The sequence below is a fragment of the Saccharopolyspora indica genome (assembly GCF_027853965.1).
Taxonomy (GTDB): Bacteria; Actinomycetota; Actinomycetes; order Mycobacteriales; family Pseudonocardiaceae; genus Saccharopolyspora; species Saccharopolyspora indica.
In genome coordinates this window covers 502,760-527,448 of the sequence record NZ_JAQGLB010000002.1, presented here as the reverse complement: position 1 = coordinate 527,448, position 24,689 = coordinate 502,760, and the positions used below count along the sequence as shown (strand labels likewise).

The window sequence follows — 24,689 nt, the reverse complement described above, 5'->3', positions numbered from 1 at the left end:
CGGTATCCGCACCCGCCTCTCCCGTCACAACAGCCACGGCGAACGGCGGCTCGGACGCTTTTCTCGGGCGTTCTCCCCCAATCGGGGCATCGGGCGTGAGATCCTCAAGAATCATGGTTGCCCTTCCGACCGGTCCGCACGAGCCGACACGCCGAACCGACCGCGAGAAGCTGTTCCGCGGCGCGCCGCTGCTCTGGCGCACCCTGATGCGGGTGGACCGCGCGATCATCGGCATCACCGGGCGGCTGGAGGTCACCGGCGACGTGCCGGACGAGCTGCGCGGCAAGCCGCTGCTGCTGGCCGCCAACCACATCGGCAACCTGGACGCGCTGGTCCTGATCGCTGCCTGCCGGAGCCGCCGGCTGGCGCCGCGCTTCCTGGCCACGGGCGGCCTGTTCGACGCCCCGGTGCTGGGCGGTGTGCTGCGCCGCTGCCGGCACGTCCGCGCCGATCGCGGCAAGAGCACCGCCGGCGAGGCGATGGACAAGGTGGTCGCGGCCCTGACCGGCGACCACCACCCGGTGCTGGTGTACCCGGAAGGCCGCATCACGCTGGAACCGGACATGTGGCCGGAGCGCGGCAAGACCGGCGCGGCCCGCATGGCGCTGGCCTCCGGCGCGACCGTGGTGCCGATCAGCCAGTGGGGCGCCCACGAGGCGATGTGCTACGGCATGGTCCGCGTGGAGAGCGCCGCCGACCTGCGCATCCTGCTCACCTCGTGGCTGCGCGCGGTCCGCCGCCGCCCGCGCCTGCGCGTCCACTTCGGACCGCCGGTCGACCTCGGCGACCTCTCCGCCGACCGCATCGGCGACGCGGCCCGGGCCCGCGACCGCATCATGCGAGCGATCACCGAGGGCCTGACCCCGCTCCGCGACGGCGAGCTCGGCGCACCCCACCACCAGGACCCGACCCGCCCGGCCACGGACAAGCCGAGCCCCTGGCGGCCCTGATTGCCCCGATCGGCCGAGGCCGTGCGGCCTTTCGGCGGGCATCCACATCGGACGTTGTTCAACTACCGGTAGTTGTGCGGTCACACCGCGGGCGAGGGCGTGACACATTCCGAGGAGATCGTGTTATGTCCGCTTCCTCCTGATCGGAAGGCACGCCCGTGCGATCGTCACGCAGACTCGCGCTCCTCTTACCACTCGCCCTCACCGCACTCCTGGCGTTCTCCGTCGCCGGCGCCCCGACCGCTCTCGCCTTCCCGCCCGACGTGCCCGGCAAGGCACAGGTCCAGTCCGAGCTCAACGGGTTGACCGTGCGCACCGAGGGCTCCATGAACGGCTACTCCCGGGAGAAGTTCCCGCACTGGAAGACCGTCTCGGGCACCTGCAGCACCCGCGAGCAGGTGCTCAAGCGCGACGGCGACAACGTCAAGGTGGGCTCGGACTGCTACCCCACCTCCGGCAGCTGGTACAGCTACTTCGACGGCGTCACCAGGACCTCGCCCTCGAAGATCAGCATCGACCACATCGTCCCGCTGGCGGAGGCCTGGCGCTCCGGGGCCAGCAGCTGGAGCACCGCCAAGCGCGAGGCGTTCGCCAACGACCTCGACGGGCCGCAGCTGATCGCGGTGACCACCGAGATCAACAGCACCAAGGGCGACCGCGACCCGGCGTCCTGGAAACCCCCGCGCACCAGCGCGCACTGCGGCTACGCGAAGTTCTGGATCCACACCAAGCACCGCTGGCAGCTCACCCTGCAGACCGCGGAGAAGTCGGCCCTGCAAACCATGCTCAACCGCTGCTCGTACTAAATCCGCGATGCACAGTGGTAGTGACGCCTTGGGGCTGAACTCGCGCCTTCGGGCTTCCTCGTGGCTGGGTCGCGTCACGGTCCCCTGAGGTGCGGTCGGGTGGGACTCGGCACCTTGATGCGCTCCGTTTCCGCTGGTAAAGACCCGTGAGTGGTTTGGGGGGCTATGGCACCACAAAACGCTCACGGGCACTGAACAGCGGAAACGGAGCCTCACCCGGGTCTCTCCGAGCGAGAGTCGCCTGGGCAGAGCATTTCTCGCCAATCGCGCAGCTCTCGCGCGTGGCATCGCGTTTACTGTCCACATTGCTCACCTGGTTGGTGGGCGCAAGCGGATGGACGGGGAGCAATCGTGCGAAAAGTCGTCACCGCCGCGATGGCGGCCGGGCTGCTGGCGGGTCTGTCGCCGGGGATCGCGAGTGCGGCACCGGAGTTCGACCCGGCACCGATCCAGTGGGGCCCCTGCCCCGACGAAGGCCTGCAGAAGGCCGGTGCGGAGTGCGGGACGCTGCAGGTCCCGCTGGACTACGCCGATCCGGCGGGTGAGCAGATCTCGCTGGCCGTATCCCGGGTCAAGCACACCGTGCCCGAGGACCAGTACCAGGGCGTCATGCTGGTCAACCCGGGCGGGCCGGGCGGTTCGGGGCTGGGGTTGTCCGCGCTCGGCGCGTACGTGCCCAAGAACGCCGGAGCGGCCTACGACTGGATCGGCTTCGACCCGCGCGGTGTCGGCGCCAGCGAACCCGCGATCTCCTGCGATCCGGGCTACTTCTCCTACGACCGTCCGAACTACCTGCCCACGACGCCGGAGCTGGAGCAGACCTGGCTCGACCGCTCGGAGGGCTACGCCCGCGCCTGCGGCAACACCGGCAAGCTCCTCGACCACATCAAGACCACCGACGTCGTCGAGGACATGGACAGCATCCGCGAGGCGCTGGGCGCCGAGCAGATCAACTACTACGGCTTCTCCTACGGCACCTACCTCGGCCAGGTCTACGGAACCCTGCACCCGGAGCGGATGCGCCGGGTGGTGATGGACGGCGTGGTCGACGTCGAAGACGTCTGGTACCAGGCCAACCTGAACCAGGACGTGGCCTTCGACCGCAACATCAAGATCTTCTTCGACTGGATCGCCGAGCACGACTCGACCTTCCACCTGGGCACCACCGGCGCGGACGTCGAGAAGCTCTACTACGAGCAGAAGGCCGCCCTGGACGCGCAACCGGCAGGCGGCGTGATCGGCCCCGACGAGTGGACCGACCTGTTCCTGACCGCGGGCTACTCGCAGTCGGCGTGGGACAGCCGCGCCAAGGCGTTCGCGGGCTGGGTGCACGACGGCGACTGGGAAACGCTGAAGAAGATCTACGACAGCGCGAACCCGCCGGGCGACGACAACGGCTACGCGGTCTACCTGTCGGTGCAGTGCACGGACGTGAAGTGGCCGCAGAGCTGGCCGAAGTGGCGCGAGGACAACTGGGAGACCCACGAGAAGGCGCCCTTCGAGACCTGGGCCAACGCCTGGTACAACGCCCCGTGCCTGTTCTGGCCCGCGAAACCGGGCAAGCCGGTCGAGGTGGACGGCAGCAAGGTCGAGAGCGCCCTCCTGATCAGCGAGGAGCTGGACGCGGCAACCCCGTTCCCGGGAGCTCTGGAAGCCCGCGAGCGCTTCCCCGGAGCGAGCCTGATCAGCCTCCCCGGTGGCACGACCCACTCCGGCTCCCTGAGCGGGAACACCTGCCTCGACGACCAGATCGCGGACTACCTCCTCACGGGCGAGCTCCCGCCGCGCAAGCCCGGCGAAGGCCCGGACACCACGTGCGAACCCCTCCCCCAGCCCACCCCGGAGGGCGTGAACACCCTGTTCAGCAAGCGCCCGCAGCAACCGGAATTCCTCCAGGAGGCCCTCCAGGCCAACTGGCGCTGATGCGGGTTCTCCGCTGCGCGACGGCCCGGCACCACGGCGCCGGGCCGTCGCACGTGGCGATCAGACGTCGCCGTTGAGCATGGCGGCGGTCAGGACGTTGCCGGCCACGCCCCAGCCGCCGTCAACGACCTCGTCGACGAGAACGACCGTGGTCGGCCGCGCCCGCTCCCCGTAGATCTCGGCGTACAGGTCGGTGGTGCGTTCGATGATCTTCTTCTTGTCCGCCGCAGTGATGGTGTCGGCAGGGACCTTGAAGTGCGCGAATGGCACGGTCGTCCTCCTGGGGTTGTGTTGGGCGAGCGGTCCGGCGGACCGCTGCGTCGGTGTCCGCGGAACAGAGCGGGGCGTCACACCATGCCGCCGTTCGCGCGCAGGATCTGGCCGTTGACCCAGCGGCCCTCGGCGCTGGTCAGGAATGCGACGACAGCGGCGATGTCCTCCGGGGTGCCCAGGCGCTCCAGCGGCGGTGCTTTGGCCAGCGACTCGACCTGTTCCTCCGTCTTGTCCGCGAGGAAGAGCTCGGTGGCGGTCGGGCCGGGGGCGACGGTGTTCACGGTGATGTCGCGCCCGCGCAGCTCGCGCGCCAGGATCAGGGTCATCGCCTCGATCGCGCCCTTGCTGGCGGCGTACGCACCGTAGCCGGGGAACTGCGTGCCGACGACGGAGCTGGAGAAGCACACGAGGGAACCGCCTGCGCGCAGGCGCTGGGCGGCCAGTTGGGCGACGACGAAAGCTCCGCGGACATTGGTCCGGTGCAGCTGGTCGAGGACGTTCAGGTCGAGCTCGGCGATGGGCGAGAGCGCCAAGCGCCCCGCAGCGTTCACGACGACGTCCACGCCCCCGAACGCCGCCTCGGTCTGGTCGAAGAGCGCTGCGACGGCGTTCTCGTCGGCGACGTCGGCCTGGACCGCGAGCGCCGTACCGCCAGCGGCGGTGAGCGCGGCCACCGTCTCCTGCGCGGCAGCGGCGTCGGTGACGTAGTTGACGACGACGGTCCAGCCGTCGGAGCTGAGCCGGTGGGACACGGCCCGGCCGATACCGCGCGAGCCTCCGGTGACGACCGCGACCCGGCCGACCGCCGCACTGGTGGTGTCGGTGGAAGTCATGCCTCCACGGTGCGGGGCGGCTGCGGGCGGTGCCAGGGGATGGCGTCCCCTGTGCCAGCTGCCCCGGCTGCCCCAGACTGGTGGCCGTGAAGTCCGCGAAACACACCGAGCTGGGCGCGTTCCTCCGATCCCGGCGCGAGCGCATCCGCCCCGAGGACGTGGGGCTCGTCCGCGGCCCGCGGCGCCGCGTGCCCGGGCTGCGCCGCGACGAGGTGGCCCAGCTCGCGGACGCGTCGGTGGACTACTACAACGAGCTGGAACGCGGCGCCGGCTCCCAACCGTCCGAGCAGATGCTCGCGGCCCTCGCGCGGGCCCTGCGGCTGACCGCCGACGAGCGCGATCACCTCTACCACCTCGCCGATCGCCCGGTCCCGGTGCAGGGCGGCCTCTCCTCGCACGTCCACCCCGGCATGCTCGACCTGCTCACCCGGCTGACCTCGACGCCCGCCCAGGTCATCACCGATCTGCACGCCACCCTCGTGCAGAACCCGCTCGCCGTCGCCCTGCTCGGCGACCAATCGGGCTTCCACGGTCAGGAAGCGAGCTTCATCCACCGGTGGTTCACCGACCCCGGGGCACGGCGGATCTACCCCGAGGAGGACCACCCGACGCAGTCCCGGGCGTTGGCCGCCGACCTGCGAGCCGCAGCAGCGCGCCGGGATGCCCGGGACACCGAAGCGAGCTCGCTGATCGCAACCCTGCTCCACTGCTCCCCCGAATTCGCCGAGCTCTGGGCCGAGCACGACGTGGCATTCCGCCGCAACGACCGAAAACGCCTCATCCACCCCGCCCTGGGAGAGCTCGACGTCAACTGCCTCCACCTGTTCAGCGAAGACGGCCGCCAACGACTCCTCTGGTTCACCCCCGCGGTAGGCACGGACAGCGCCGACAAACTGGACCTCCTCGCCGTCATCACCACCCAACAACTCACCGACCACGGGGACTGAAGCCACCGGGGTGGGCCTCCGGCCCCGTTCGTCAGTTGGTCATCCTGCTGGGCAGGTGGACGCCGATGTAGCCGACGTAGATCTTGCCGGTGATGTTGGTGGCGTCGTAGTAGTGCATGCGAGGGCTGATCATCCCGGAGTTCGCGATCTTGAAGTGGGCGCCCATGAAGATCTCTCGTTCGGCGACGAACTCGGGCGGCACCTGGAACGTCCTGACCCGGGAGAGCTTGGTGTTGCTGCGCACGTCGTCGGTTTCGTCCCGGGCGTGCTTGTTGGCCGAGAAACCGCGACAGCCATCCGGCAAGTGCAGCAGGTAGCCGTGGACGTCCCGGTCGCAGCGGCCTTCCGCGGATGCCCGCGCGTAATCCTCCAGAGCGACCAGCGCTTCCCACGTCTTGCTGGCCCAGACCCCCGCCCGGTCGCGCTCTTCCAGCTTGAACGTCGGTTCGTCGTCTCCGGTGAACTCGACGTGCTTCAGGTCCTTGATCATCGGCAGCACGTCGAGGAAGGAGTCCGGCAGCTCGTACTCGGCTTGGGTCGGCTCCGACCAGGCATCCTCGTAACGGCGCTCCGCTCCGAGCAGACCTCGGAGGTGTCTGGTGGTGGCCTTCTCCTTGTTCAGCTCGGTGTTGGCTTCGGCGAGTTCCAGCGTCTCGTCGTCGAGCTGCTTGCTCACCTCGTCCAGCGATTCCTGCAGCTCGGCGTTGCGCTTCTGCAGCTCCGCGAAGCGCTCGGACAGCGCCTGCCGCTTCGCCTGCTCCCCCTGGCCGACGCGAGCGAAGGCGACGACCTCGCGCAGCCGGTCGACGGTGAGCTCGGATTCGCCGAGCTCCTCGCGCAGGACCTGCACGATCTCCACATCGCGTCCCAGGATCGCCGGAGTCACTTCGGTGATCCGCGGTGCGGCCGGTGCCGCGGCTGCACCACCCACGAGCAGCTCGTCGAGCTGCTCCTCGAATTGCCGGTCCAACCGCACTGCGGTCTTGGGCAATCGTTGTTCGATCGCGACGTCCCGCGCTCGCCAGCCGAGCAGGCGGGTCAGTCTCCGTTGCTCGTCCTTGACGATGCGTCCGGTGCTGAGCACGCGATGCCGTAGGGCATCGGTGGTATCGCCAGGCTCAGCGCCCGGCAGGAACGTCCGCATGGTTCCGGGCCGCACTTCGTGGCTCTTGCCGACCGCCCGCGCGAAGGTCCTGGTCGCCTCGGGATTCAGCAGATACCCGGCACCGATGCCCACCGTCTCGTGCAGTACTTTGCTCGCCAGCCTGAACCAGGGTTCCTGCGGCAGCGATTCCTCGCTGCCCACGAGGTAGACCGGCCCGCGGCGGCCGGGATCCCGGATGATGCCGACGAGTTCCTCGGCTTCCTCGCCCCGCACTCGCTCCGGCCTGGAATCCAGTCGTGCCTTGCCGTCCGTGGCAGGGAGCACCATCAGCAGGTCGCGCACCAGCCTCGGGGTGGCCGTCCACTGCCGCCGCTGCGGCTGGTCGCCGTCTTCGGAAATCACTTCGGGGTTGATGATGTCCACCCACACCATCGCCGGATCACCGCTGCCGGGCACGTGCACGGTCAGCTGACTGGTCCAGATTCCACCGGGCTGCTTCTCCGTCACCCGCACCCGAAGCGCGCTGGAACCGTCCTTCCCCTCGGTTTCCAGCATCACCCCATCAGCGTTGGGCCCCAGGCTCACCAATGAGCCCGGTTTCAGGGCGTCGCCGTCGTACTGCTTGCGCCGCAACCACGAATGCAGCTGTTCTCTGACCCGGGCAAGGATGTCGACGCTTCCCTGCTCGACCTGAAAGACGCTGCGATAACCCAGCATGCAGTTTCCCGTCGCTCTCGATCACCGGTGGGATATACCAGAACCCCGATCAGCCAGGGGAGGTCCAGGCATCCCAGCAGAACCGAAAACCAGGGCGGAAGAACGTGATCACCCCGTGATGACCATTCACACGAGAAGACCAACGCCCCACATCGGTCCCGAATTCGCGAGAAACATTCGACGATACCGAAGCACTGGCGCCGCTCGTCGAGCGCCGGGTCACCAGCGGGATCGAGCTGCTCGCCGAGACAGCCAGCACAGTCCCACGCGCGCTGGAACCACCACCACTCAGCGCAGCCGTGGCCGTGCGCTGCGACGTTCAGGTGAACGGCGAGCCGACTCCGCACCCTCGATATGGTGATCAGCGCCATAGTGTTGACCGCACCAAGCTGCTGTAGTCACGCGCGGTGATCACTGAGAATGGATCAGCAACCAGAGACTGTCATGCGAAGGGGGACATTGACATGACCGGGTTCCGGGTAGATCCGGACGCGCTGCGGGAAGCAGTCGCGGATCTGAAGAAGGCCCGCATGCGCATCACGGGCGTGCTCAGGAAGGCCCGCGACATCAAGCCAGCCGAGCTCACGGCTGGCGACCAGGCGACGCAGGCGTTCAAGGATGAGATTCAGAAGCGGGCTACTGGCGATGTCGGGTCGCTGGAGGTCTTCACCAAGGAGCTCGTCAAGAAGCTTGATGCGAAGATCGAGAGCTACGAAGAAACGCTCAGGGAATACGGCGCGCTGGACGAAGCCGCAAGCGTCGACCAGACTCGGGCCAACCAGCAGGCTTGAGAGCCAAAGTTGATCACGAGGAGTGACGTGTTGAAACGTGGTGCCATTCTCGGCGCAAGCCTGGCCATGACCGCTCTCCTGGCAGCATGCGGAAGCCAAGGCGGACCGGGCACCGGCGAGGAACAGCCGCAGACCAGCCAGGCACCATCCGGTTCGCAGATCAGTGACCCGAAAGACGCTGCGGCGGTTCCACCTTGCGACCTGCTCCCCCGCGACGCCGCTACGCGCCTCGGGGTCGACCCGCAGGGAGCAGAAGAGTCCGAAGAGTGGCGCAAGTCCTGCGCGTGGTTTTCCTCTGATCAAAGCCGCAGCGTGGGCTTGTCAGCCCTCCCCAACCGCACTCTTTCGGAATATCTGGATAACCGATCGCAGTACGCAGACTTCGAAGAGCTGACCATCGCCGGCCACCCAGCCGTTCGCGCTAACCAGAACGACCCCAAGGAAGCTGGCAGCTGCGCCATCTTCCTTGCAACGAAGGACAGCCAGATCCTGAGCTCGCAGGTCGACTTCTTCGACAAGTCCGAGGATCCGTGCAGCCTTGCCCAGCAGGCGCTTGAGGCCACCGTCCCGGAACTACCAGCAGCGAAATAGCTTGCCCAGGGGGATAAATTGACCAATTCACTGCAGATGGAACCGTGCTACCTCAGCGCGGCTAAGGAATATCGCACCCAGATGGGCGGCGCCCCTGACGCTGCCGCACTTCCCTCGCCGACGGGTAACGGCGCAGCGCAGTGGGGTGAAGTCGCCGACGACTTCAAGGAACTGGTCGGCGACATCGAAGGCGCGCTGCGCAAGGCTGAGGCCGCGCATGAAGGCAAGGCTGCTGACGCCGCTAACGCTTCAATTGCCGAAGTCATGCCGATGGCCGATGCGGCAGCCAACACCTCACAGGTCATCCGCTCCGCGCTCGAGGAACAGAACAGCTACCAGCGGGAGACCTTCACCGCGTTGCCCGCCCAGGGCGAGACGCTGCCCAGCGGCAAGGAAGCCATTCTCGATCCGCCGGAGAAGGGATGGGTCGAGGACTGGGGCCTCGACTCCAACCCGATCACGGGGTGGATGAGCGACTACGAAGACCGGCAGCAGGCCTTCGCTGAGACCAATCAGCAGGCCACCGACGCCATGACTCGTTACAAGTCGCAGACCGAGGGTGCGATCGCGCGGATGCCGGAGTTCAAGCCGGAAGACCAGCCGCCGCCTCCGCCGCCGCAGAACTCGACTCCGTACCCGAGCACCCCCAGCGGTTACTCGAACACCCCGTCCGGTTACACCAGCGGCAGCGGGGTCACCTCCGCCCCGGCGGGCACTTCCTCTTCGTGGGCTTCGGCACCGACTCCGACGCCGTCCTACTCCCCCACTCCTTCCGCTCCTCCGGCTGGCACCTCGCCGGTGTGGGCGACGCCGACTCCGGGGCAGGGGCAGGGTCTTCCGCCCGGGGTCGTCCGCGGGCCGGACGGGACGCTCTACCGGCAGAACCCGCAGACCGGCGCGTGGGAACGGCAGAACCCCTACAACGGTCGCTGGGCTCCGTCGCCGAACGGCGGTCCCGGTGGGGGCCGCGGTCCTGGCGGTGGTCCCGGCGGCGGCATGGGCCGCGGTGGCGGCGCCGGTGGCGGCAACCAGCTCGGCGCCGGTGGGCGCGCGGGCGCGGGCAGCCTCGGTGGCGGCATGGGCTCCGGCTCGGGCGCCAGTGGTCCCGGCGCAGCGGGCGCCGGTGGGCGCGGTGCTGCCGGTGGCATGGGCGGCGCTGGTGGCGCCGCACGCGGCAAGCAGGGCGAGGAGGACCAGGAGCACGAGCGTCCCGGCTGGCTGCAGGAGCAGGACGACGTCTTCACCAATGACATGGACAAGGTCGCGCCCCCAGTCTTCGGCGACCAGTCCAACGGGGGACGCTGAACGTGGCAGGACGCGAACTCAGCCTTTCCCCCACCGCCGCGAGCTACCTCTGCACCGAGTTCGACCTGCAGCTGCACCCGCTGCTGCGGGTCGGCTGGTTGCCCGTCGAGGCCACCGACGACGATCGTCGCGCGGCGGCCGAACGCGGGCGGCACCAGCTGGCTCAGCAGGGCCTGCTCGACGGCGGTGAACTCCACCCGTTCCTGGAGGACGCCATCCAGCTGCTGGCCCGGCCGCCGCTGGCGGTCGGGGTCGCGGTCAACTCCCGGGAGGGTGAGAGCTTCAACGCCGTGCTGGTGGAGCACGGTCGCAGCACGATCCAGGCCTACCAGGCCGATGGCGACGCGCAGAACGCCTTGCGGGACATCCGGATCAAGCGCCACGAGCACGGGGGCCCGGCCGGCAACGCGGTGAACCTGCTCGGCCCGATCACCGCGGGCGAGGGCGTCTCGGTTTCGGTGCCCTACGAGCAGCTGGACCGGGCGGGCAAGCGCATGAGCAGCGGCGAGGGGACCTTCGGTTCCGCGTTGTCCGCCAACGGGATTCGCGGCAACGACGCGAAGACCCTGGCGCAGGCCTTCTCCGCGAAGCGAACCCTGGAAGGGCTGTTCACCGTCCGCGCGTACGACCAGAAGGTGCGCCGGATGCACACGCTGCCGTTCAACGTCCAGTTCTTCGCCACCGAAGCGGGCTGCTTCCTGGCCCAGCGCAAACCCGGCCGCGACGGCCGCGAGTGGTACACGCTCGCCCCCGCCGACAGCCGCAAGCTCAGCTCCGCCATCGACGAGATGATCAAGGTGCTGACCAGGCCCGCAGCGCGGATCTGAGCTCCAGCTCCAGGGTCGTGAGTGCTTCGGGACGCCCTAGCAACCCGAAGCACTCACGATCCTCCAACCCTGGCCACCTCGGCCACGACCGACCGACTAGCCTTGTCCGGAAAGATCGCGGCCCGACGGGCACCGGAGCAATCACTCCGTCGCTGCCCCCACCCGCGCGTGGATCACGCGTGCCCAGTGGGGGTTGGAAGTGGCGCTCGTTCGCCGGAGTGCGGCGGAGTTGCTCGACGAGGCGAAAGCCGACCGGTTGCACCTGCTCCTCAACGAGCAGGCCAAGTTCCAGCTCGAATCCCGGGTGGCGGTTTCGGAAGTGCGGTCCTGGCAGCGCAGCCTCCCCGTGCTGCTCGCCGATCTGGCCGATGCCGGGCTCAGCCACGTGGAAGTGCTGCTGGAGCAAAAACTTCCGCACAGCCCTCGGCGGGTCGACGTCGTGCTCTGCGGAACGCACCCGAAGACCGGTGATCCCAGCTACGTGCTGGTCGAGCTGAAGCAGTGGTCCCGCGTCGAAGAAGCGCTCGGCGACCTCGTTCGCATCGCCGCCTACGGGCCAGATCCGGTCCTGCACCCCGTCGAACAGGTTCGCCGCTACTGCGACTACCTCGTCGACTCGACACCAGCCCTCGCGGCGAGGCCCCACGCCGTCCACGGCATCGCCTACCTGCACAACGCGCGCAGCTCGGGGGTCGCCGCACTGCGCGACCACACCTCGAACGGATACGGCCGCCTGTTCACGCTCGACGACCGCGGCGAGCTGGTCGATCACCTGCGGACCGTCCTCGACCGGTCAGGCGATCGCGAAGCCGCTCGCGGTGCCGCCGACGAGTTCTTGAACTTCCACCACGCCCCGTCCAAACCGCTGCTCAACGTCGCGGCCAAGGAGATTCAGGAACGAGAGCAGTTCGTCCTGCTCGACGAGCAGAAGATCGCTTTCGAGACGGTCATGCGGGCGGTGCGGAACGCTCGTGCCGCCAGCACCCGCACCGCTGTGATCGTCCTCGGCGGCCCCGGTTCCGGGAAGAGCGTCATCGCGCTCAGCCTCGTCGGCGAACTCGCCCGGCAAGGCCGCACCGTTCACCACGCCACCGGCTCCAGCGCTTTCACCCAAACGCTCCGGAAGATCGCGGGCAGCCGCAACACCCGCGTGCAGGGCCTGTTCAAGTACTTCAACAACTACGTCGACTCCGAACCTCGCGAACTCGACGTCCTGATCTGTGACGAAGCCCACCGGATCCGCGAAACCAGCGTCAACCGCTTCACCAAGAAGGACGTGCGTGCAGCGGCCGGCCGCCAGATCGACGAGCTGATCGACGTCGCATCGGTGCCGGTGTTCCTCCTCGACGAGCATCAGAACGTGCGGCCCGGAGAAATGGGATCGCTGGAGGAGATCACCGCGTCGGCGAAGTCGAAGGGCTGCGAAGTCGAGCTCGTCCGCCTCGAAGGCCAGTTCCGCTGCGGCGGCTCCACGGCCTACGACGTGTGGGTGTCCCGGCTCCTCGGACTGGAACAGGCCGCCCCGGTGGAATGGACCCAGCTCGCCTCGCCTACCGACGACGACTTCGTCGTCACCAGCGCCGCTTCCCCTCGGGCGATGGAAGCGTGGCTGCACGCGCAGCAAGCCACGCACGGCGGCACCGCTCGCATCGCTGCAGGCTATTGCTGGCCCTGGAGCGACCCCGCCAAGACGTCCACCGGCAAACGCCTGGTGGACGACGTCGTGATCCACGACTGGAAACGCCCCTGGAACGCCAAACCGAAGAAGCGCGTCCCCGACGCACCAGAGTCCTACTTCTGGGCTTCGGATCCGCGCGGGTTCGGGCAGGTCGGCTGCATCTACACCGCGCAGGGGTTCGAGTACGACTGGGCCGGAGTCATCATCGGTCCCGACTTCGTCCGCCGCGACGGGCAATGGGTGGCCCGCCGGGACCACTCCCGCGACCCCGCCGTCCGGAAGGCCGATGACCTCCACTTCGCCGGGCTCATCCGCAACACCTACAAGGTGCTCCTCACCCGGGGCATGAACGGAGTCTGCGTCCACTCCACGGACGCCGAAACGCAGGAGTACCTCGAGCAGATCACGCGCTGAGCGGGTTCCGCACCGCACAGCAGAAGGGCCGGCCTCCGGTTGGAGGTCGGCCCTTCTGGTGTGCGTGAGGCTGGTGTCAGCCTTCCACGATCGGGGCGTTGACGCAGTAGTTCACCTGCGGCGAGCCGATCGGGGCCACCAGGGCGAGCACGCCCACGTTGTTGCCGCACAGCTGGATCGGCAGGAGGCTGACGTTGTTGCCGTTCAGCAGGTTGATCCCGTCGTTGTCGTAGCTGTCGGCGAAGGCCGGGGAACCGATCGCCAGCAGGGCAGCAGTTGCAGCCGCAGCACCGAGAAGCCGAGTCGAAGTACGCACCTGAAGACCCCAATCCTCCGATTTGGTGGTTCCGCCGGTCCGCTGGTCCCACGTCGGGGTGGGCACCTCCCGCACCGGCGTCATCCACCCTGGCAGCCGATCTCCACCGGGGCCTGCCGTGTCCCTCCAAAGTGGATCGCAGACCACCCGGTGGCGATTCGCGCAACGCGGAGTAATCGGATAATTCGGATCAACGAGCCGAATTCACCCCTCGGACGAGTGAGCGAATCAGACTCCGATCGGGAGCACGTCCGGCAGGATCAGGGGCCGACCGGAAGCACGTTGGGCACGATCATCGGGCGCCTGCGGTACTTCTCCGCCACCCAGCGGCCGACCACCCGGCGCACCGCCTGCGCGATCCGGTGGGTGTCGGTGATGCCCTCCGCCTCGGTGCGGGCCAGCTCCATCTCCACCAGCGGCACCACGTCGTCCAGCGCCTTCGGGTCGTCGGAGAAGCCGCGGCCGGAGATCGTCGGCGACGACACGGCGCGGCCCGTCGCGGCCTCCACCGCGACGGTGATCGCGATGAACCCGCCCTCGCCCAGCACCAGGCGGTCGGACAGCGTCGACTCGCCCACGTCGCCGACGGACAGCCCGTCGACGTAGACGTGCCCGACCTCCACCCGCCCGGCGATGCTGGCGATCCCGTCGAGCAGGTCGACCACGACACCGTCCTCGGCGATCACCACGCGGTCCGCTGGCACGCCGGTCAGCCGTGCGAGCTCGGCGTTCGCCCGCAGGTGGCGCCACTCGCCGTGCACCGGCATCACGTTGCTCGGCCGCACCGCGTTGTAGAGGTACAGCAGCTCACCGGCCGAGGCGTGCCCGGACACGTGCACCTTCGCGTGGCCCTGGTGCACCACCTGCGCGCCCAACCGCACCAGGCCGTTGACCACGCCGAACACCGCGGTCTCGTTGCCGGGGATCAGCGAGCTGGCCAGCACCACCGTGTCACCGGCGCGGATGCTGATCTGCTTGTGCTCGCCGCGCGCCATCCGGGACAGCGCGGACAGCGGCTCGCCCTGCGAACCGGTCGAGACGAACGCGACCTCGTGCTCGGGCATCTCCAGCGCATCGGAGAGGTCGACCAGCAGGCCCTCCGGCACGTTCAGCATGCCCAGGTCCGCCGCGATGCCCATGTTGCGCACCATCGAGCGCCCGACGAAGCAGACCTTGCGGCCGTGCGCCTCGGCGACGTCCAGCACCTGCTGAACGCGGTGCACGTGGCTGGCGAAGCAGGCCACGATCACCCGCTGGGTCGCCTTGCCGATCACCCGGTCCAGCACCGGCCCGATCTCGCGCTCCGGGGTGACGAACCCGGGCACCTCGGCGTTCGTGGAGTCGACCAGGAACAGGTCCACGCCCTCGTCGCCGAGCCGGGAGAACCCGGCCAGGTCGGTCAGCCTGCCGTCCAGCGGCAGCTGGTCCAGCTTGATGTCACCGGTGTGCAGGGCCACTCCGGCCGGCGTGCGGATGGCCACCGCCAGCGCGTCCGGGATGGAGTGGTTGACCGCGAAGAACTCCAGGTCGAAGGCGCCGTGCTGGCTGCGCTGGCCCTCGGTGACCTCGACCAGCACCGGGCTCAGCCGGTGCTCGCGGCACTTCGCCGCCAGCAGCGCGAGGGTGAACTTCGAGCCCACCACCGGCAGGTCCGGGCGCAGCCGCAGCAGGAACGGCACCGCACCGATGTGGTCCTCGTGGCCGTGCGTGAGCACCAGCGCGTCGATGTCATCGAGCCGGTTCTCGATCGCCCCGAAGTCCGGCAGGATCAGGTCGACGCCGGGCGCGTCGTCCTCGGGGAACAGCACGCCGCAGTCGACGATCAGCAGCTTGCCGCCGTACTCGAAGACGGTCATGTTGCGGCCGACCTCGCCGATGCCGCCGAGCGCAACGACTCGCAGCCCACCCTCGGCCAACGGGGATGGTGGGGCCGAAGAAATCGGCGTCACCGGGTGGTACTCGGTGGCTGTCGCCTTTGCGCTCAACGCTGGTTCACCTCTGTGCGGCGTCCGGATTGACCAATACCAGGCCAGCATCCCACAGGTCACTGGTGATCAACCGCACCTGCTCCTCGGTAGCGGCCGGAAGCGGCAACCGCGGCTGCCCCGTCTCGTAGCCGCACAGCCGCAGCGCCGTCTTCGAGAAGATGACGCCGCCGACGAAGTTCATCGACCGGTACACCGGCAGCAGTCCGTTGTGGATCTCCCTGGCGCCGTTGATGTCACCGGCCTCGTAGGCGTCCAGCATCGCGCGCAGCCGGTCGCCCACGACGTGCCCGATCACGCTGACGAAGCCGACCGCGCCGACCGACAGCCACGGCAGGTTCAGCGGGTCCTCGCCGGAGTAGTACGCGAGGTCGGTGGAGGCCAGGACCTCGCTGCCCGCCAGCAGGTCGTGCTTGGAGTCCTTGACCGCCTTGATCCGCGGGTGCTCGGCGAGCCGCTTGAGGGTGTCGACCTGGATCGGCACGACCGAGCGCGGCGGGATGTCGTAGAGCATCACGGGCAGCTCGGTGGCGTCGGCGACCGTCCAGAAGTGCTGGAACAGACCCTCCTGCGGCGGCCGCGAGTAGTAGGGCGTGACCACCAGCAGACCGTGCGCACCGGCGCGCTCCGCAGCGCGGGCGAGCTCGGTGGAGTGCTCGGTGTTGTTGGTGCCGGCACCGGCCACGACGGTCGCGCGGTCCCCGACCGCCTCGACCACGGCGCGCAGCAGCTGCTCCTTCTCGTGGTCGCTGGTCGTGGGGCTCTCGCCGGTGGTGCCGTTGACGACCAACCCGTCGTTGCCGACGCTGTCCACCAGGTACGTCGCCAGTTCCTGGGCGAGTTTGAGATCGAGCTTCCCGTCCTCGTCGAACGGCGTGACCATCGCGGTCAGGACGCGGCCGAACGGGCGGCCCGGAATCGCAGTGGGGCAGGCGGTCATGGCCCTGACGCTACCTGGTGACTTCCCTGCTCAGAGCGCCCGGACCGGGGTCACCGAACATTCCGGAAACCCCGAGTCCCGCAGCCGTTCCCAACCGTGCATCTTCCGGTTGAGCGGGCCTGCCGCTGCGGAGTTTCCGGCGTTCGGATCAGAACGAACGGCGCAGATCCTCGACTGCGAGCACGTCCGCCTCGTTGCCGTCGAACGTGACCTTCGCGGCACGTCGGCTGAACGCGTGCAGGAGCAGCTCGCCGGGCTCGCCGCTGATGCGGACCGTGCGCGGGCCGCTCTTGGCCGCGATCTCGGTGCCGTCCGGGCGGCGCAGCACCACACCGACCGGGCTGCGCCCGTAGAACACGCGCGCCACCCGGCTCAGGGACTTCCACAGCGCGTCCTCGCGCACCGGGTCCGACGGCCGCGGCTGCCAGTCCGGCTGGGCGCGCCGGACGTCCTCGTGGTGCACGTAGAACTCGGCGGCGTTGACGGCCTCGTCCACGCCCGCCAGGCCCATCGGGTTCCACTTCGGCGGCCCCTGCCGCACCCGGTCGACCAGCTCGGACCACGGCAGGGCGCGCAGCTCGTCCTCGATCCGCCCGCTGCGCTCGGACAGCGACTTCAGCAGCTTTCCGGCCAGCGCGTCCGGGCGGCGCTCGCGCACCACCAGGTGCACGGCGAGATCCCGCGTCGTCCACCCCTCGCACAGCGTCGGCGCGTCCGGGCCGAGCTGTTCGAGGAGGTCGCACAACTGCTGACGTTCATCGCTGGCCACACCCATGCGCCCACCTTAGTGCGTGCCGCCACCGGGTTTCGATCATCTGGTGACGGAGTCGTGCAGCTTGTCGCCGTTGGCGCTGTACACCGCGCAGTAGACGGTCTGGTCGGCCGAGCTCGGACCGCTGCTGCTGGACGAGCTGTTCGCCAGGTCCTTCCAGGTCTGCTCGGACGGGATCAGCGCGACGAAGCGCAGCGCGTTCTGCTTGCCCGGGGTGAGGATCTTGTCGGAGTCGAAGTAGATCGAGCAGTAGCCCTCGCCGTAGCGGGCCAGCGCTTCCGCGCCCGGGTAGGACAGCTCGTCGTCGCTGCTGCTGAACGGGGCGGACTTCGTGACCAGCTCGAAGTCGTGCGGATCCGAGCACGACACGCCCTCGGTGAGCTGGACCCCGGCAGCGATCCTGCCCGTGCCGCACTTCTCGTCGTCGAGGCTGATGACCTCGACGTCCCCGCCCGTGCCGAAGGTCAGCGTCGGTTCCATCGCGATCGGGTCGCTGTTGCCGACCAGCGCGAACCGCCCCACCAGCAGACCGACCACGAACAGCACCAGCGCGGTGATGCCGCTGGCGATCAGCCACGGCCGCAGCCGGCCCTTCGGCTGCGGCATCGACGCGATGCGGGTTCCCGGTCTCGTGGTCTCGGGCGCACCGCTGACGGGCACGCTGTCCAGCAGCGCGCGGACCTGGGCGCCGGTGAACCGCGCGCGCGGATCGTTGATCAGCAGGCCGGTGATCAACGAGCCGACGACGCCGTGCTGGCGGGAGAGCTGCGGCGGCTCGTTCAGCACCGCGTTCAGGGTGGCCGCCGTGGTCTGGCGCTCGAAGGGCATCCAGCCCTCGACGGCGAAGAACAGCGTCGCGCCCAGGGACCACAGGTCGCTGGCCGGGCTCGCGTCCGCGCCCTGCAGCCGCTCCGGCGCCATGAACGACGGCGAGCCGATGATCGCACCGCTGGTGGTCAGCCGCGGGTCGTCGAGGGTCTGGGCGATGCCGAAGTCGGCGAGCTTGACGCGGCCGTCGGCGACCATGATGTTGCTGGGCTTGACGTCGCGGTGCACGATGCCCGCCGCGTGCGCGCTCTCCAGCGCGGAGACCACCTGCCGGGCCAGGTCGGCGGCTTGCTCCGGGCGCAGCGGTCCGTGCTGGGCGACGTGCTGGTTGAGCGTGACCGCCTGCACCAGCTCCATCACGATGTAGGTGGCGCCCGCCTCGGCGAGCACGTCGTGCACGGTCACCACCGCGGGGTCGTTGAGCCGGCCCGCCGTGCGCGCCTCGCGGAGCACGCGCTCCTCGTAGACCTGCCGCTCGGCCGGGGGCACCCCGTCGGGCAGGTGCAGCTCCTTGATCGCGACCTCGCGGCCGATCACCTGGTCCCAGGCCCGCCAGACGATGCCCATGCCGCCGCGGCCGAGCTCCTGGATGACCTGGTACCGACCGCCGATCAGCCTGGTCTGCGCACCCGACCCGACCTGCTCCACCACGGCGTTGTCCTCCACCCGTACTCACGTGCGACCACGAAGCGCAACGACCTGCACCTCGGCGCTCATCCAATCAGATGAACGACGCGCCCACTTGGACTGCGCTGATGCGCAAAAGGTTCCCCGTGAACCCGAGACCCGGCTCACCACGTCCACGCGCCCGGAACAGCGGTTCCCGCCGAGCTCAGCCCTCGGACACGAGCGGACTGGAGGCGACCTCGGTGCCGTCCCGCAGCGGGGTGATCTCGAAGTCGCTGAACACGTTCGGCGCAGCCTTCTGCAGCTGCCGCAGGCACTCGACGGCCAGCGCGCGGATCTCGACGTCGGCGTGCTCGGAGGCGCGCATCGCGATGAAGTGCCGCCAGGCGCGGTAGTTGCCGGTGACCACGATGCGCGTCTCGACGGCGTTCGGCAGCACCGCGCGGGCGGCCTGCCGGGCCTGCTTGCGGCGCAGCGTCGCCTTCGGCTCGTCGGCGAACTTCTCCTCCAGCGCGGCCAGCAGCTCGGTGTAGGCGGCCACGCTCGCCTCGGTCGCCCGGACGAACTTCTCGTGCAGCTCCGGGTCGTCGGCGATGACGTCGGGCTCGACCACCGCGGCGTCGCGCTCCGGCACGTAGCGCTGCGAGAGCTGCGAGTAGGAGAAGTGGCGGTGGCGGATCAGCTCGTGGGTCAGCGAGCGGGACAGGCCGGAGAGGTAGAACGACACCGAGCCGTGCTCCAGCACCGACAGGTGGCCGACCTCCAGGATGTGCCGCAGGTAGCCGGCGTTGGTGGCGGTGGCCGGGTTCGGCTTGCCCCAGGACTGGTAGCAGGCCCGGCCGGCGAACTCGGCCAGCGCCTGCCCGCCGTCGGCGTCGGTCGACCAGGCCACGTCCTCCGGCGGGAAGAACTCGGTCTTGCCGATGAGCTGGACCTTCGGCCGCACGATCTCGGTCACTGCGGGCGGACCCCTTCCTTGCTCCGCTCGGCGGTCGACGACCGCCGCACGACGACTCCCGGTGCCGGGCCGAGCCTAGTCGCCGAGATCTCGTGACACCGGATGACACCATCGAGTCATTGCATGACGCCACGAACGATGTCACCATGGCGTCATGGATCTGAACCCCTACATCGACCAGCTTCGCTCGGACCTCGGCTCCGCCGCTTCCGCCGGGGACGACCAGACCCGGCAGACCGCGGCGGTGCTGTCCGCCGCGATCGAGCCCGCCGCACGGCTGGCCATCATGAACGCCCTCTCCGACCTGGCGGCGGAGGTGACGACCCAGCTGGACGGCCCGGTCGTCGACATCCGGCTGGACGGACGCGATGTCCGGGTGGTGGTCAGCGGCTCCACCCAGGCACCGTCCGCCGACGACGAAACGGAGGAACCACCACCGCCGCCACCGCCGAGCGGTGAGAGCGGTGACATCAGCCGCATCACGCTGCGGCTGCTCGAAGAGATCAAGTCGCAGGCCGAGCAGGCCGCCGCGACCCAGGGCGTGTCCTTGAACACCTGGGTCGCCCAGGCGGTGCAAGGCGCGCTGCACACCGGACGACCGCGCGGGCCGTGGGACCACCCGCGGCGCGGGCGCGGCGGTCGGCAGTGGGGTCCGCCCGGCGGCGGTCCGCGCGGTCACTGGCGCGGCGAGCCCGGCTCGCGCATCCGCGGCTGGGTAGAGGGCTGAGGGGCGGTGCGAACGATGACGAACGACGACATCCCCGCGCCCGGCCCGGACGAGCCGCGCGGTGACGAGACCTGGTCGGCGGCCGAGGAGAAGCTCGCGGAACTGGTGCGGAGCCAGGACTTCGACACCTCCGGGCCGATCAGCATCGACATCGGCAACAGTCTCGGCCCGGTCACCGTCGAGCTGGCGGACACGGACGTCACCCACGTCGAGGTCCGGCACGATCCGGCGGCATCCGGACCGGATTGGCGCAGCGGGCTGACCGGCCTGCTGAGCTGGGTCACCGAGCAGTTCGGCGACGCCGGAATCCGCACCGGCGGCGAGTTCCGCGGGTCGCAGGAGCCGGTCGCCGAAGCGGTTCGCCAGACCCGGATCGACCTGACCGGCAGCCGGCTCGCCATCCGCACCCCGGCGACCTCGCCGCTGCGGAACGTCCCGCTGGCGGTGAAGGTGCGCGCTCCGCTGGACTCGGAGGTCGGGGTGCACACCAGCTCCGGCGAGGTCCGCGTGGCCGGCCCCGCCGGGCGGGTCAACATCCAGTCCGGTTCGGGCACCACGTCGGTCGAACAGGCCGCCGACCGGGCCACCGTGCGGTCCGGCTCGGGTCAGCTCCGGCTCGGCACGATGACCGGCGGGGTGCACGCTCGCAGCGGAAGCGGCGACATCGAGATCAGTTCGCTCGGTGCGGCGTCGTCGGTGGCCACCGGCAGCGGGAACGTCTGGTTCGGCACGGTGTCGGCCGACGTGCTGGCGCGGTCCGGCAGCGGTGACCTGACCGTCGCGGATGCGACCGAGGGCCAGGTCGAGCTGATCACCGGCTCCGGCGAGCTGCAGGTCTCGATCCACCGCGGCACCGCCGCGGAGGTCGACCTCACCTCCTCGACGGGTAGCGCGAGCAGCGATCTGGTGGTGTCCGAGGAAGCACCGGAAGAGGAGCCCAAGCTGCGGGTCTTCGGCCGGACGGGAACGGGTGATGCCGTGCTGACGACCGCGACCTGACGGAATCGCAACGCTCGACCGCGACGGTGCGCGGGTGGTCACCGCGCGGTGCCGGTGAATCGGACGTGCAGCCCGCCCCACCGGCACCGCACGGGATCGATCACACGCCGAAGGCCTCGAAAGGCGGCAGCATCGCCTGCGCTTCCGCTCCGCGGGCCCACAAACCGATCGCGAACGCCGCGGTCGCTTCCAGCAGCGGGGCGTGTTCCAGCCGACCGCCATCGGCAGGTTCACAACCGATGTCAGTGACCAGCGAACGCACGGTTTCGACCGCGCCCGCGTCGTCACCGCACAGCGGAACGAGCAACGGCCTGCCGTCGAACGCGGGAGGCGTCAAGCGCCAGATCGACTCGTGGCAGAGGTTGAAGGCCTTCACCACCTTCGCACCGTTCGCCTGTCCGGCGATCTGCTCCGCCATCGAGGTACCAGAAGGGAGATCCAGAACGAACCGACCTGGAACTACGGCATTGCTGCAGTCGATCACCACCTTGTCCCGGAACGAACCGGACTCGGCACCTGCTGCGGACAACACCTCCCGGATCGCTCCGTGCAGTACTGCGATCAGCACGACCGACCCGAATTCGACGGCCTCGGCGAATGTTCCGGCACGAGCCGAGCCTCCGATGCGCTGGGCGAGCGCCTCCGCCTTCGCGGGTTGCCGACCGCTGATCATCAGCTCATGACCCGAAGCGGCCCACTGCGCGCCCAGCGCGGTGGCCATGTTGCCAGTGCCCAGGATTCCGATCCGCATGTGCGGTTGCTCGCTTTCATCCGGTGTATCTGTTCGACGCCGCCGAACCTAAGCGGCGCAACAGGTACCACTCGGTTGCTTTCGGGCACGCGAGGATGGCTCGACGACTTACGGAGGAAGCGATGACCGAGCTGTTCCCCGGGCAGGACGGGTTCATCGCCGACTGCCGCGCGCGGTTGGCGTTCGACCTGCTGGCGAACACCTGGAACCCGGTGGTCGTCTGGACTCTGCGCAACGGGCCGCTGCGCCCGGTCGAACTCCGGCGGCGGATAGGTGGCATCCGCACAAAGGTGCTCGCCGAGACGTTGCGCCGCCTCCAGCAGAACGGCCTGGTCACCAGGAACTCGTTCCGGGAAGCACCGCCGCGGGTCGAGTACCGCCTGACCGAGCTCGGCGAGAGCCTGCTCGAACCGATCGAGGCACTCGGCGCGTGGGCTGCCCGGTACGGCGACGACGTCGTCGCGGCCCAGGAACGCGCTGAAGGTCCCCGGGCCGGCTGAAGGTCAGCGGACGACCGCGCGGAGGGGCTTGGCGAGGTCTCCCCGGTCGCCGATGACGACGCCGTCGAGACCTAGCCAGGACGCCATGTCGCGCAAGGCAGCCGCCAGTTCCGGGACGACCTCGCCCAGGTCGGAACCCGGTTCGGCGAACGCACCGGGCACCCGCAGCACGCCTGCGGTCCGGTCCGCCTTCAGGTCGACGCGGGCCACCAGTTCACCGTTGAGGAGGAAGGGGAAGACGTAGTAGCCGTACTTGCGCTTGGGTTCGGGAACGTAGATCTCGATGCGGTAGTGGAAGTCGAACAACCGCTGCGCGCGCGAGCGCTCCCAGATCAGCGGGTCGAACGGGCACAGCAGCGCCCGACCGGTCACCTTGCGCGGAATCCGCGCTGCGGAGTGCCGGTAGGCGGGTTGCCGCCAGCCGTTCACCGAGACGGGTTCGAGCACGCCGTCCTCGACCAGCTGGGCCACCGCCTGCTGGGACTGGGACGGGGAAAGCCGGTAGTAGTCCCGCAGGTCGGGTTCGGTGGCCACGCCGAGCGCGTGCGCGGACCGCTCCACCAGTGCCCGGACCGCCTCGTCGTCCTCGGGCTCGTGTCCGAGGACGTGCGCGGGCAGCACTCGTTCGGGCAGGTCGTAGAGGCGTTCGAAGCCGCGTCGGGTGCCGGTGGTCAGCTCGCCCATCGCGAACAGCAGCTCGCACACCTGCTTGGTGTCGGTGCGGTTCCACCAGGGGCCGCGGCCTTGCCGCTCGCCGCCACCGAGCTCGCGCTCCAGCGTGCCCGCACCGACCGGGCCGAGGTCCTTGACCGCCGCCAGCACGTCGTCGACGAGTTCCGGCACGCGTTCGAGGAGTTCCCGGCTGCGGCGCCGCCAAGCACCGCCGTACTCCCGCATCCGCCAGCGCAGCAACGCCCAGTCCTCGATGGGGATGAGGGAGGCTTCGTGCGCCCAGTACTCGACCAGCAGCCGCGGTTGCCGCGCCCGGTGCGACCAGGCCGCGGTGTCGACCAGCTCGGGGGCGTAGGCGCCCAACCGGCTGAACAGCGGCATGTAGTGGGCGCGGACGGCGACGTTGACGGAGTCGAGCTGCAGCAGCTTGGTGCGCGACAGCGCGCGCAGGAGGTGTCGCCGGGTCACGTTGCCCTGTGGTGGCGGGTCGGCGAATCCCTGGGCGGCCAAAGCAACTCGGCGAGCGGTGTCGCGACTCATGGTCTGCACCCGCCCGATGGTGCCAGCGAGGACCGACAGCCCGACGGCGGGTGGCACCAGACGGTGCCCGAAGGCGCACGCTGCGTCGAGTTCGCGACGCCTACCGGCGCGCAACGCGCCCGCCCCGTCACAGCCCGCTCACCGGCGTGTCCCGCAGCGCGGACGTGCTCCACCATCCGGTATCCGAGCCGCCACGCACAGCGACCGCGGCACCCTCTAGATTGACCGCATGGCTGATGCCGAGGTGCGGGAAGCGGTGCCCTCCGATGCCGCGGAGGTCGCGCGGATCCAGTTGACCACCTGGCGGACCGCGTACACCGAGCTGCTGCCCGCCGAGGTGCTGGACGGCTTGGACGGCGCCGCCGCCGAGCAGGAGTGGCGGCAGGCGTTGACCGAGGGCCCGGCCACCGTGCTGGTGGCGACCGAAGGCTCGTGGGTCGTGGGGTTCTGCGCCGCTGGGCCGGCGCCGGAACCGGAGGTCGCGGCGGCCGACGGCTCGATGCCGCCCGATGCGAGCACCGTGGTCCTGGTCAGCGCGCTGCTGGTGGAGCCGCGCTGGGGACGGCGCGGGCACGGTGGCCGGTTGCTGGGCGAGATGGCGCAGCGGTTGGCCGCGACCGGTGCCACTCGGGGCATCGCGTGGGTGCCGGAGGCCGACACCGCGTCGATGGCCTTCTTCCGCAGCGCGGGGTGGGCCCCGGACGGTACGGTGCGAACGCTGGACGCGGGCGGGCGCCCGCTGCGGGAGCTGCGGTTGTCCGGCTCGCTGGAACTCCAGTTCAAGACTTCGTGAACGCGCTCTTCCGCTCGACTGAACCTTTCACCCCGATTGGTGGCCGCAGCCGCGATGACCGACGCATCTCATCCCGGGGGCTCGCGCGCCGCAGGCGCACGACCTGCAGCCACCGCGCGGG

24 protein-coding genes are annotated in these 24,689 nt (G+C 69.5%); 13 read left to right on the top strand and 11 right to left on the bottom strand.

What is annotated here, in order from left to right; translation table 11 throughout:
• Positions 1 to 113: 113 nt before the first annotated feature.
• The 3 genes from OU416_RS06350 to OU416_RS06340 all read left to right on the top strand — a co-directional run bounded on the left by OU416_RS06350 (position 114) and on the right by OU416_RS06340 (position 3,679).
• Positions 114 to 950, top strand: coding sequence for a lysophospholipid acyltransferase family protein (locus OU416_RS06350; RefSeq protein ID WP_270925867.1), 837 nt, complete (start codon positions 114 to 116; stop codon positions 948 to 950).
• A 158-nt stretch (positions 951 to 1,108) separates the two neighbouring features.
• Complete coding sequence (locus OU416_RS06345) at positions 1,109 to 1,756, top strand: HNH endonuclease family protein (protein WP_372907159.1); 648 nt, start codon at positions 1,109 to 1,111, stop codon at positions 1,754 to 1,756.
• 375 nt (positions 1,757 to 2,131) lie between these two features.
• On the top strand, positions 2,132 to 3,679 hold the full coding sequence (locus OU416_RS06340) for an alpha/beta hydrolase (RefSeq protein WP_270926084.1): 1,548 nt from the start codon (positions 2,132 to 2,134) through the stop codon (positions 3,677 to 3,679).
• 60 nt (positions 3,680 to 3,739) lie between these two features.
• On the opposite strand, the gene OU416_RS06335 is transcribed toward OU416_RS06340, so the two are convergent.
• Entirely contained in the window at positions 3,740 to 3,949 is a 210-nt protein-coding gene (locus OU416_RS06335) for a tautomerase family protein (protein WP_270925866.1), read from the bottom strand.
• A 77-nt stretch (positions 3,950 to 4,026) separates the two neighbouring features.
• Positions 4,027 to 4,785 (bottom strand): SDR family oxidoreductase, encoded by a 759-nt coding sequence (locus OU416_RS06330; RefSeq protein WP_270925865.1) that lies wholly within the window; start codon positions 4,783 to 4,785, stop codon positions 4,027 to 4,029.
• Positions 4,786 to 4,871: 86 nt separating this feature from the next.
• Between OU416_RS06330 and OU416_RS06325 the strand changes: the two genes are divergently transcribed.
• A complete protein-coding gene (locus OU416_RS06325) occupies positions 4,872 to 5,732 on the top strand; it encodes a helix-turn-helix transcriptional regulator (RefSeq protein ID WP_270925864.1) in 861 nt (286 codons plus the stop codon).
• A gap of 31 nt (positions 5,733 to 5,763) precedes the next feature.
• Here the strand turns inward: OU416_RS06325 and OU416_RS06320 are convergent, their stop codons facing one another.
• Positions 5,764 to 7,554, bottom strand: a complete 1,791-nt coding sequence (locus OU416_RS06320) for a hypothetical protein (protein ID WP_270925863.1) — start codon at positions 7,552 to 7,554, stop codon at positions 5,764 to 5,766.
• 464 nt (positions 7,555 to 8,018) lie between these two features.
• On the opposite strand from OU416_RS06320, the gene OU416_RS06315 reads away from it, so the two are divergent.
• From OU416_RS06315 to OU416_RS06295, 5 genes are all read left to right on the top strand, one after another.
• The gene (locus OU416_RS06315; protein ID WP_270925862.1) at positions 8,019 to 8,345 is read left to right on the top strand and encodes a hypothetical protein; all 327 of its coding nucleotides are present in this window, start codon (positions 8,019 to 8,021) and stop codon (positions 8,343 to 8,345) included.
• 27 nt (positions 8,346 to 8,372) lie between these two features.
• Entirely contained in the window at positions 8,373 to 8,936 is a 564-nt protein-coding gene (locus OU416_RS06310; protein ID WP_270925861.1) for a DUF3558 domain-containing protein, read from the top strand.
• Positions 8,937 to 8,954: 18 nt separating this feature from the next.
• Positions 8,955 to 10,241 carry a hypothetical protein gene (locus tag OU416_RS06305; protein WP_270925860.1) on the top strand — a complete coding sequence of 429 codons (1,287 nt, stop codon included), beginning with the start codon at positions 8,955 to 8,957 and terminating at the stop codon, positions 10,239 to 10,241.
• A 2-nt stretch (positions 10,242 to 10,243) separates the two neighbouring features.
• The gene (locus OU416_RS06300) at positions 10,244 to 11,068 is read left to right on the top strand and encodes an ESX secretion-associated protein EspG (protein ID WP_270925859.1); all 825 of its coding nucleotides are present in this window, start codon (positions 10,244 to 10,246) and stop codon (positions 11,066 to 11,068) included.
• Between the two features lie 199 nt (positions 11,069 to 11,267).
• Entirely contained in the window at positions 11,268 to 13,160 is a 1,893-nt protein-coding gene (locus tag OU416_RS06295; protein ID WP_270925858.1) for a DUF2075 domain-containing protein, read from the top strand.
• A gap of 76 nt (positions 13,161 to 13,236) precedes the next feature.
• Here the strand turns inward: OU416_RS06295 and OU416_RS06290 are convergent, their stop codons facing one another.
• The 6 genes from OU416_RS06290 to thyX all read right to left on the bottom strand — a co-directional run bounded on the left by OU416_RS06290 (position 13,237) and on the right by thyX (position 19,586).
• Complete coding sequence (locus OU416_RS06290; protein WP_270925857.1) at positions 13,237 to 13,476, bottom strand: hypothetical protein; 240 nt, start codon at positions 13,474 to 13,476, stop codon at positions 13,237 to 13,239.
• Positions 13,477 to 13,736: 260 nt separating this feature from the next.
• Positions 13,737 to 15,461 (bottom strand): ribonuclease J, encoded by a 1,725-nt coding sequence (locus OU416_RS06285; protein ID WP_270925856.1) that lies wholly within the window; start codon positions 15,459 to 15,461, stop codon positions 13,737 to 13,739.
• Between the two features lie 7 nt (positions 15,462 to 15,468).
• Entirely contained in the window at positions 15,469 to 16,401 is a 933-nt protein-coding gene (gene dapA, locus OU416_RS06280) for a 4-hydroxy-tetrahydrodipicolinate synthase (RefSeq protein ID WP_270925855.1), read from the bottom strand.
• A gap of 148 nt (positions 16,402 to 16,549) precedes the next feature.
• Entirely contained in the window at positions 16,550 to 17,176 is a 627-nt protein-coding gene (locus OU416_RS06275; RefSeq protein ID WP_270925854.1) for a TIGR03085 family metal-binding protein, read from the bottom strand.
• Positions 17,177 to 17,212: 36 nt separating this feature from the next.
• On the bottom strand, positions 17,213 to 18,667 hold the full coding sequence (locus tag OU416_RS06270; protein ID WP_270925853.1) for a serine/threonine-protein kinase: 1,455 nt from the start codon (positions 18,665 to 18,667) through the stop codon (positions 17,213 to 17,215).
• 166 nt (positions 18,668 to 18,833) lie between these two features.
• Complete coding sequence (gene thyX / locus OU416_RS06265; protein ID WP_270925852.1) at positions 18,834 to 19,586, bottom strand: FAD-dependent thymidylate synthase; 753 nt, start codon at positions 19,584 to 19,586, stop codon at positions 18,834 to 18,836.
• Positions 19,587 to 19,740: 154 nt separating this feature from the next.
• Between thyX and OU416_RS06260 the strand changes: the two genes are divergently transcribed.
• Positions 19,741 to 20,313, top strand: coding sequence for a toxin-antitoxin system HicB family antitoxin (locus OU416_RS06260; RefSeq protein ID WP_270925851.1), 573 nt, complete (start codon positions 19,741 to 19,743; stop codon positions 20,311 to 20,313).
• Positions 20,314 to 20,328: 15 nt separating this feature from the next.
• On the top strand, positions 20,329 to 21,312 hold the full coding sequence (locus OU416_RS06255; RefSeq protein WP_270925850.1) for a DUF4097 family beta strand repeat-containing protein: 984 nt from the start codon (positions 20,329 to 20,331) through the stop codon (positions 21,310 to 21,312).
• Positions 21,313 to 21,412: 100 nt separating this feature from the next.
• On the opposite strand, the gene OU416_RS06250 is transcribed toward OU416_RS06255, so the two are convergent.
• A complete protein-coding gene (locus tag OU416_RS06250; RefSeq protein ID WP_270925849.1) occupies positions 21,413 to 22,063 on the bottom strand; it encodes an NADPH-dependent F420 reductase in 651 nt (216 codons plus the stop codon).
• A gap of 122 nt (positions 22,064 to 22,185) precedes the next feature.
• On the opposite strand from OU416_RS06250, the gene OU416_RS06245 reads away from it, so the two are divergent.
• Positions 22,186 to 22,563, top strand: a complete 378-nt coding sequence (locus tag OU416_RS06245) for a winged helix-turn-helix transcriptional regulator (protein WP_270925848.1) — start codon at positions 22,186 to 22,188, stop codon at positions 22,561 to 22,563.
• 3 nt (positions 22,564 to 22,566) lie between these two features.
• On the opposite strand, the gene OU416_RS06240 is transcribed toward OU416_RS06245, so the two are convergent.
• Positions 22,567 to 23,784, bottom strand: a complete 1,218-nt coding sequence (locus tag OU416_RS06240) for a winged helix-turn-helix domain-containing protein (RefSeq protein WP_270925847.1) — start codon at positions 23,782 to 23,784, stop codon at positions 22,567 to 22,569.
• 220 nt (positions 23,785 to 24,004) lie between these two features.
• Here OU416_RS06240 and OU416_RS06235 point away from each other — a divergent pair, with 220 nt between their 5' ends.
• The gene (locus OU416_RS06235; RefSeq protein ID WP_270925846.1) at positions 24,005 to 24,568 is read left to right on the top strand and encodes a GNAT family N-acetyltransferase; all 564 of its coding nucleotides are present in this window, start codon (positions 24,005 to 24,007) and stop codon (positions 24,566 to 24,568) included.
• Positions 24,569 to 24,689 lie beyond the last annotated feature (121 nt).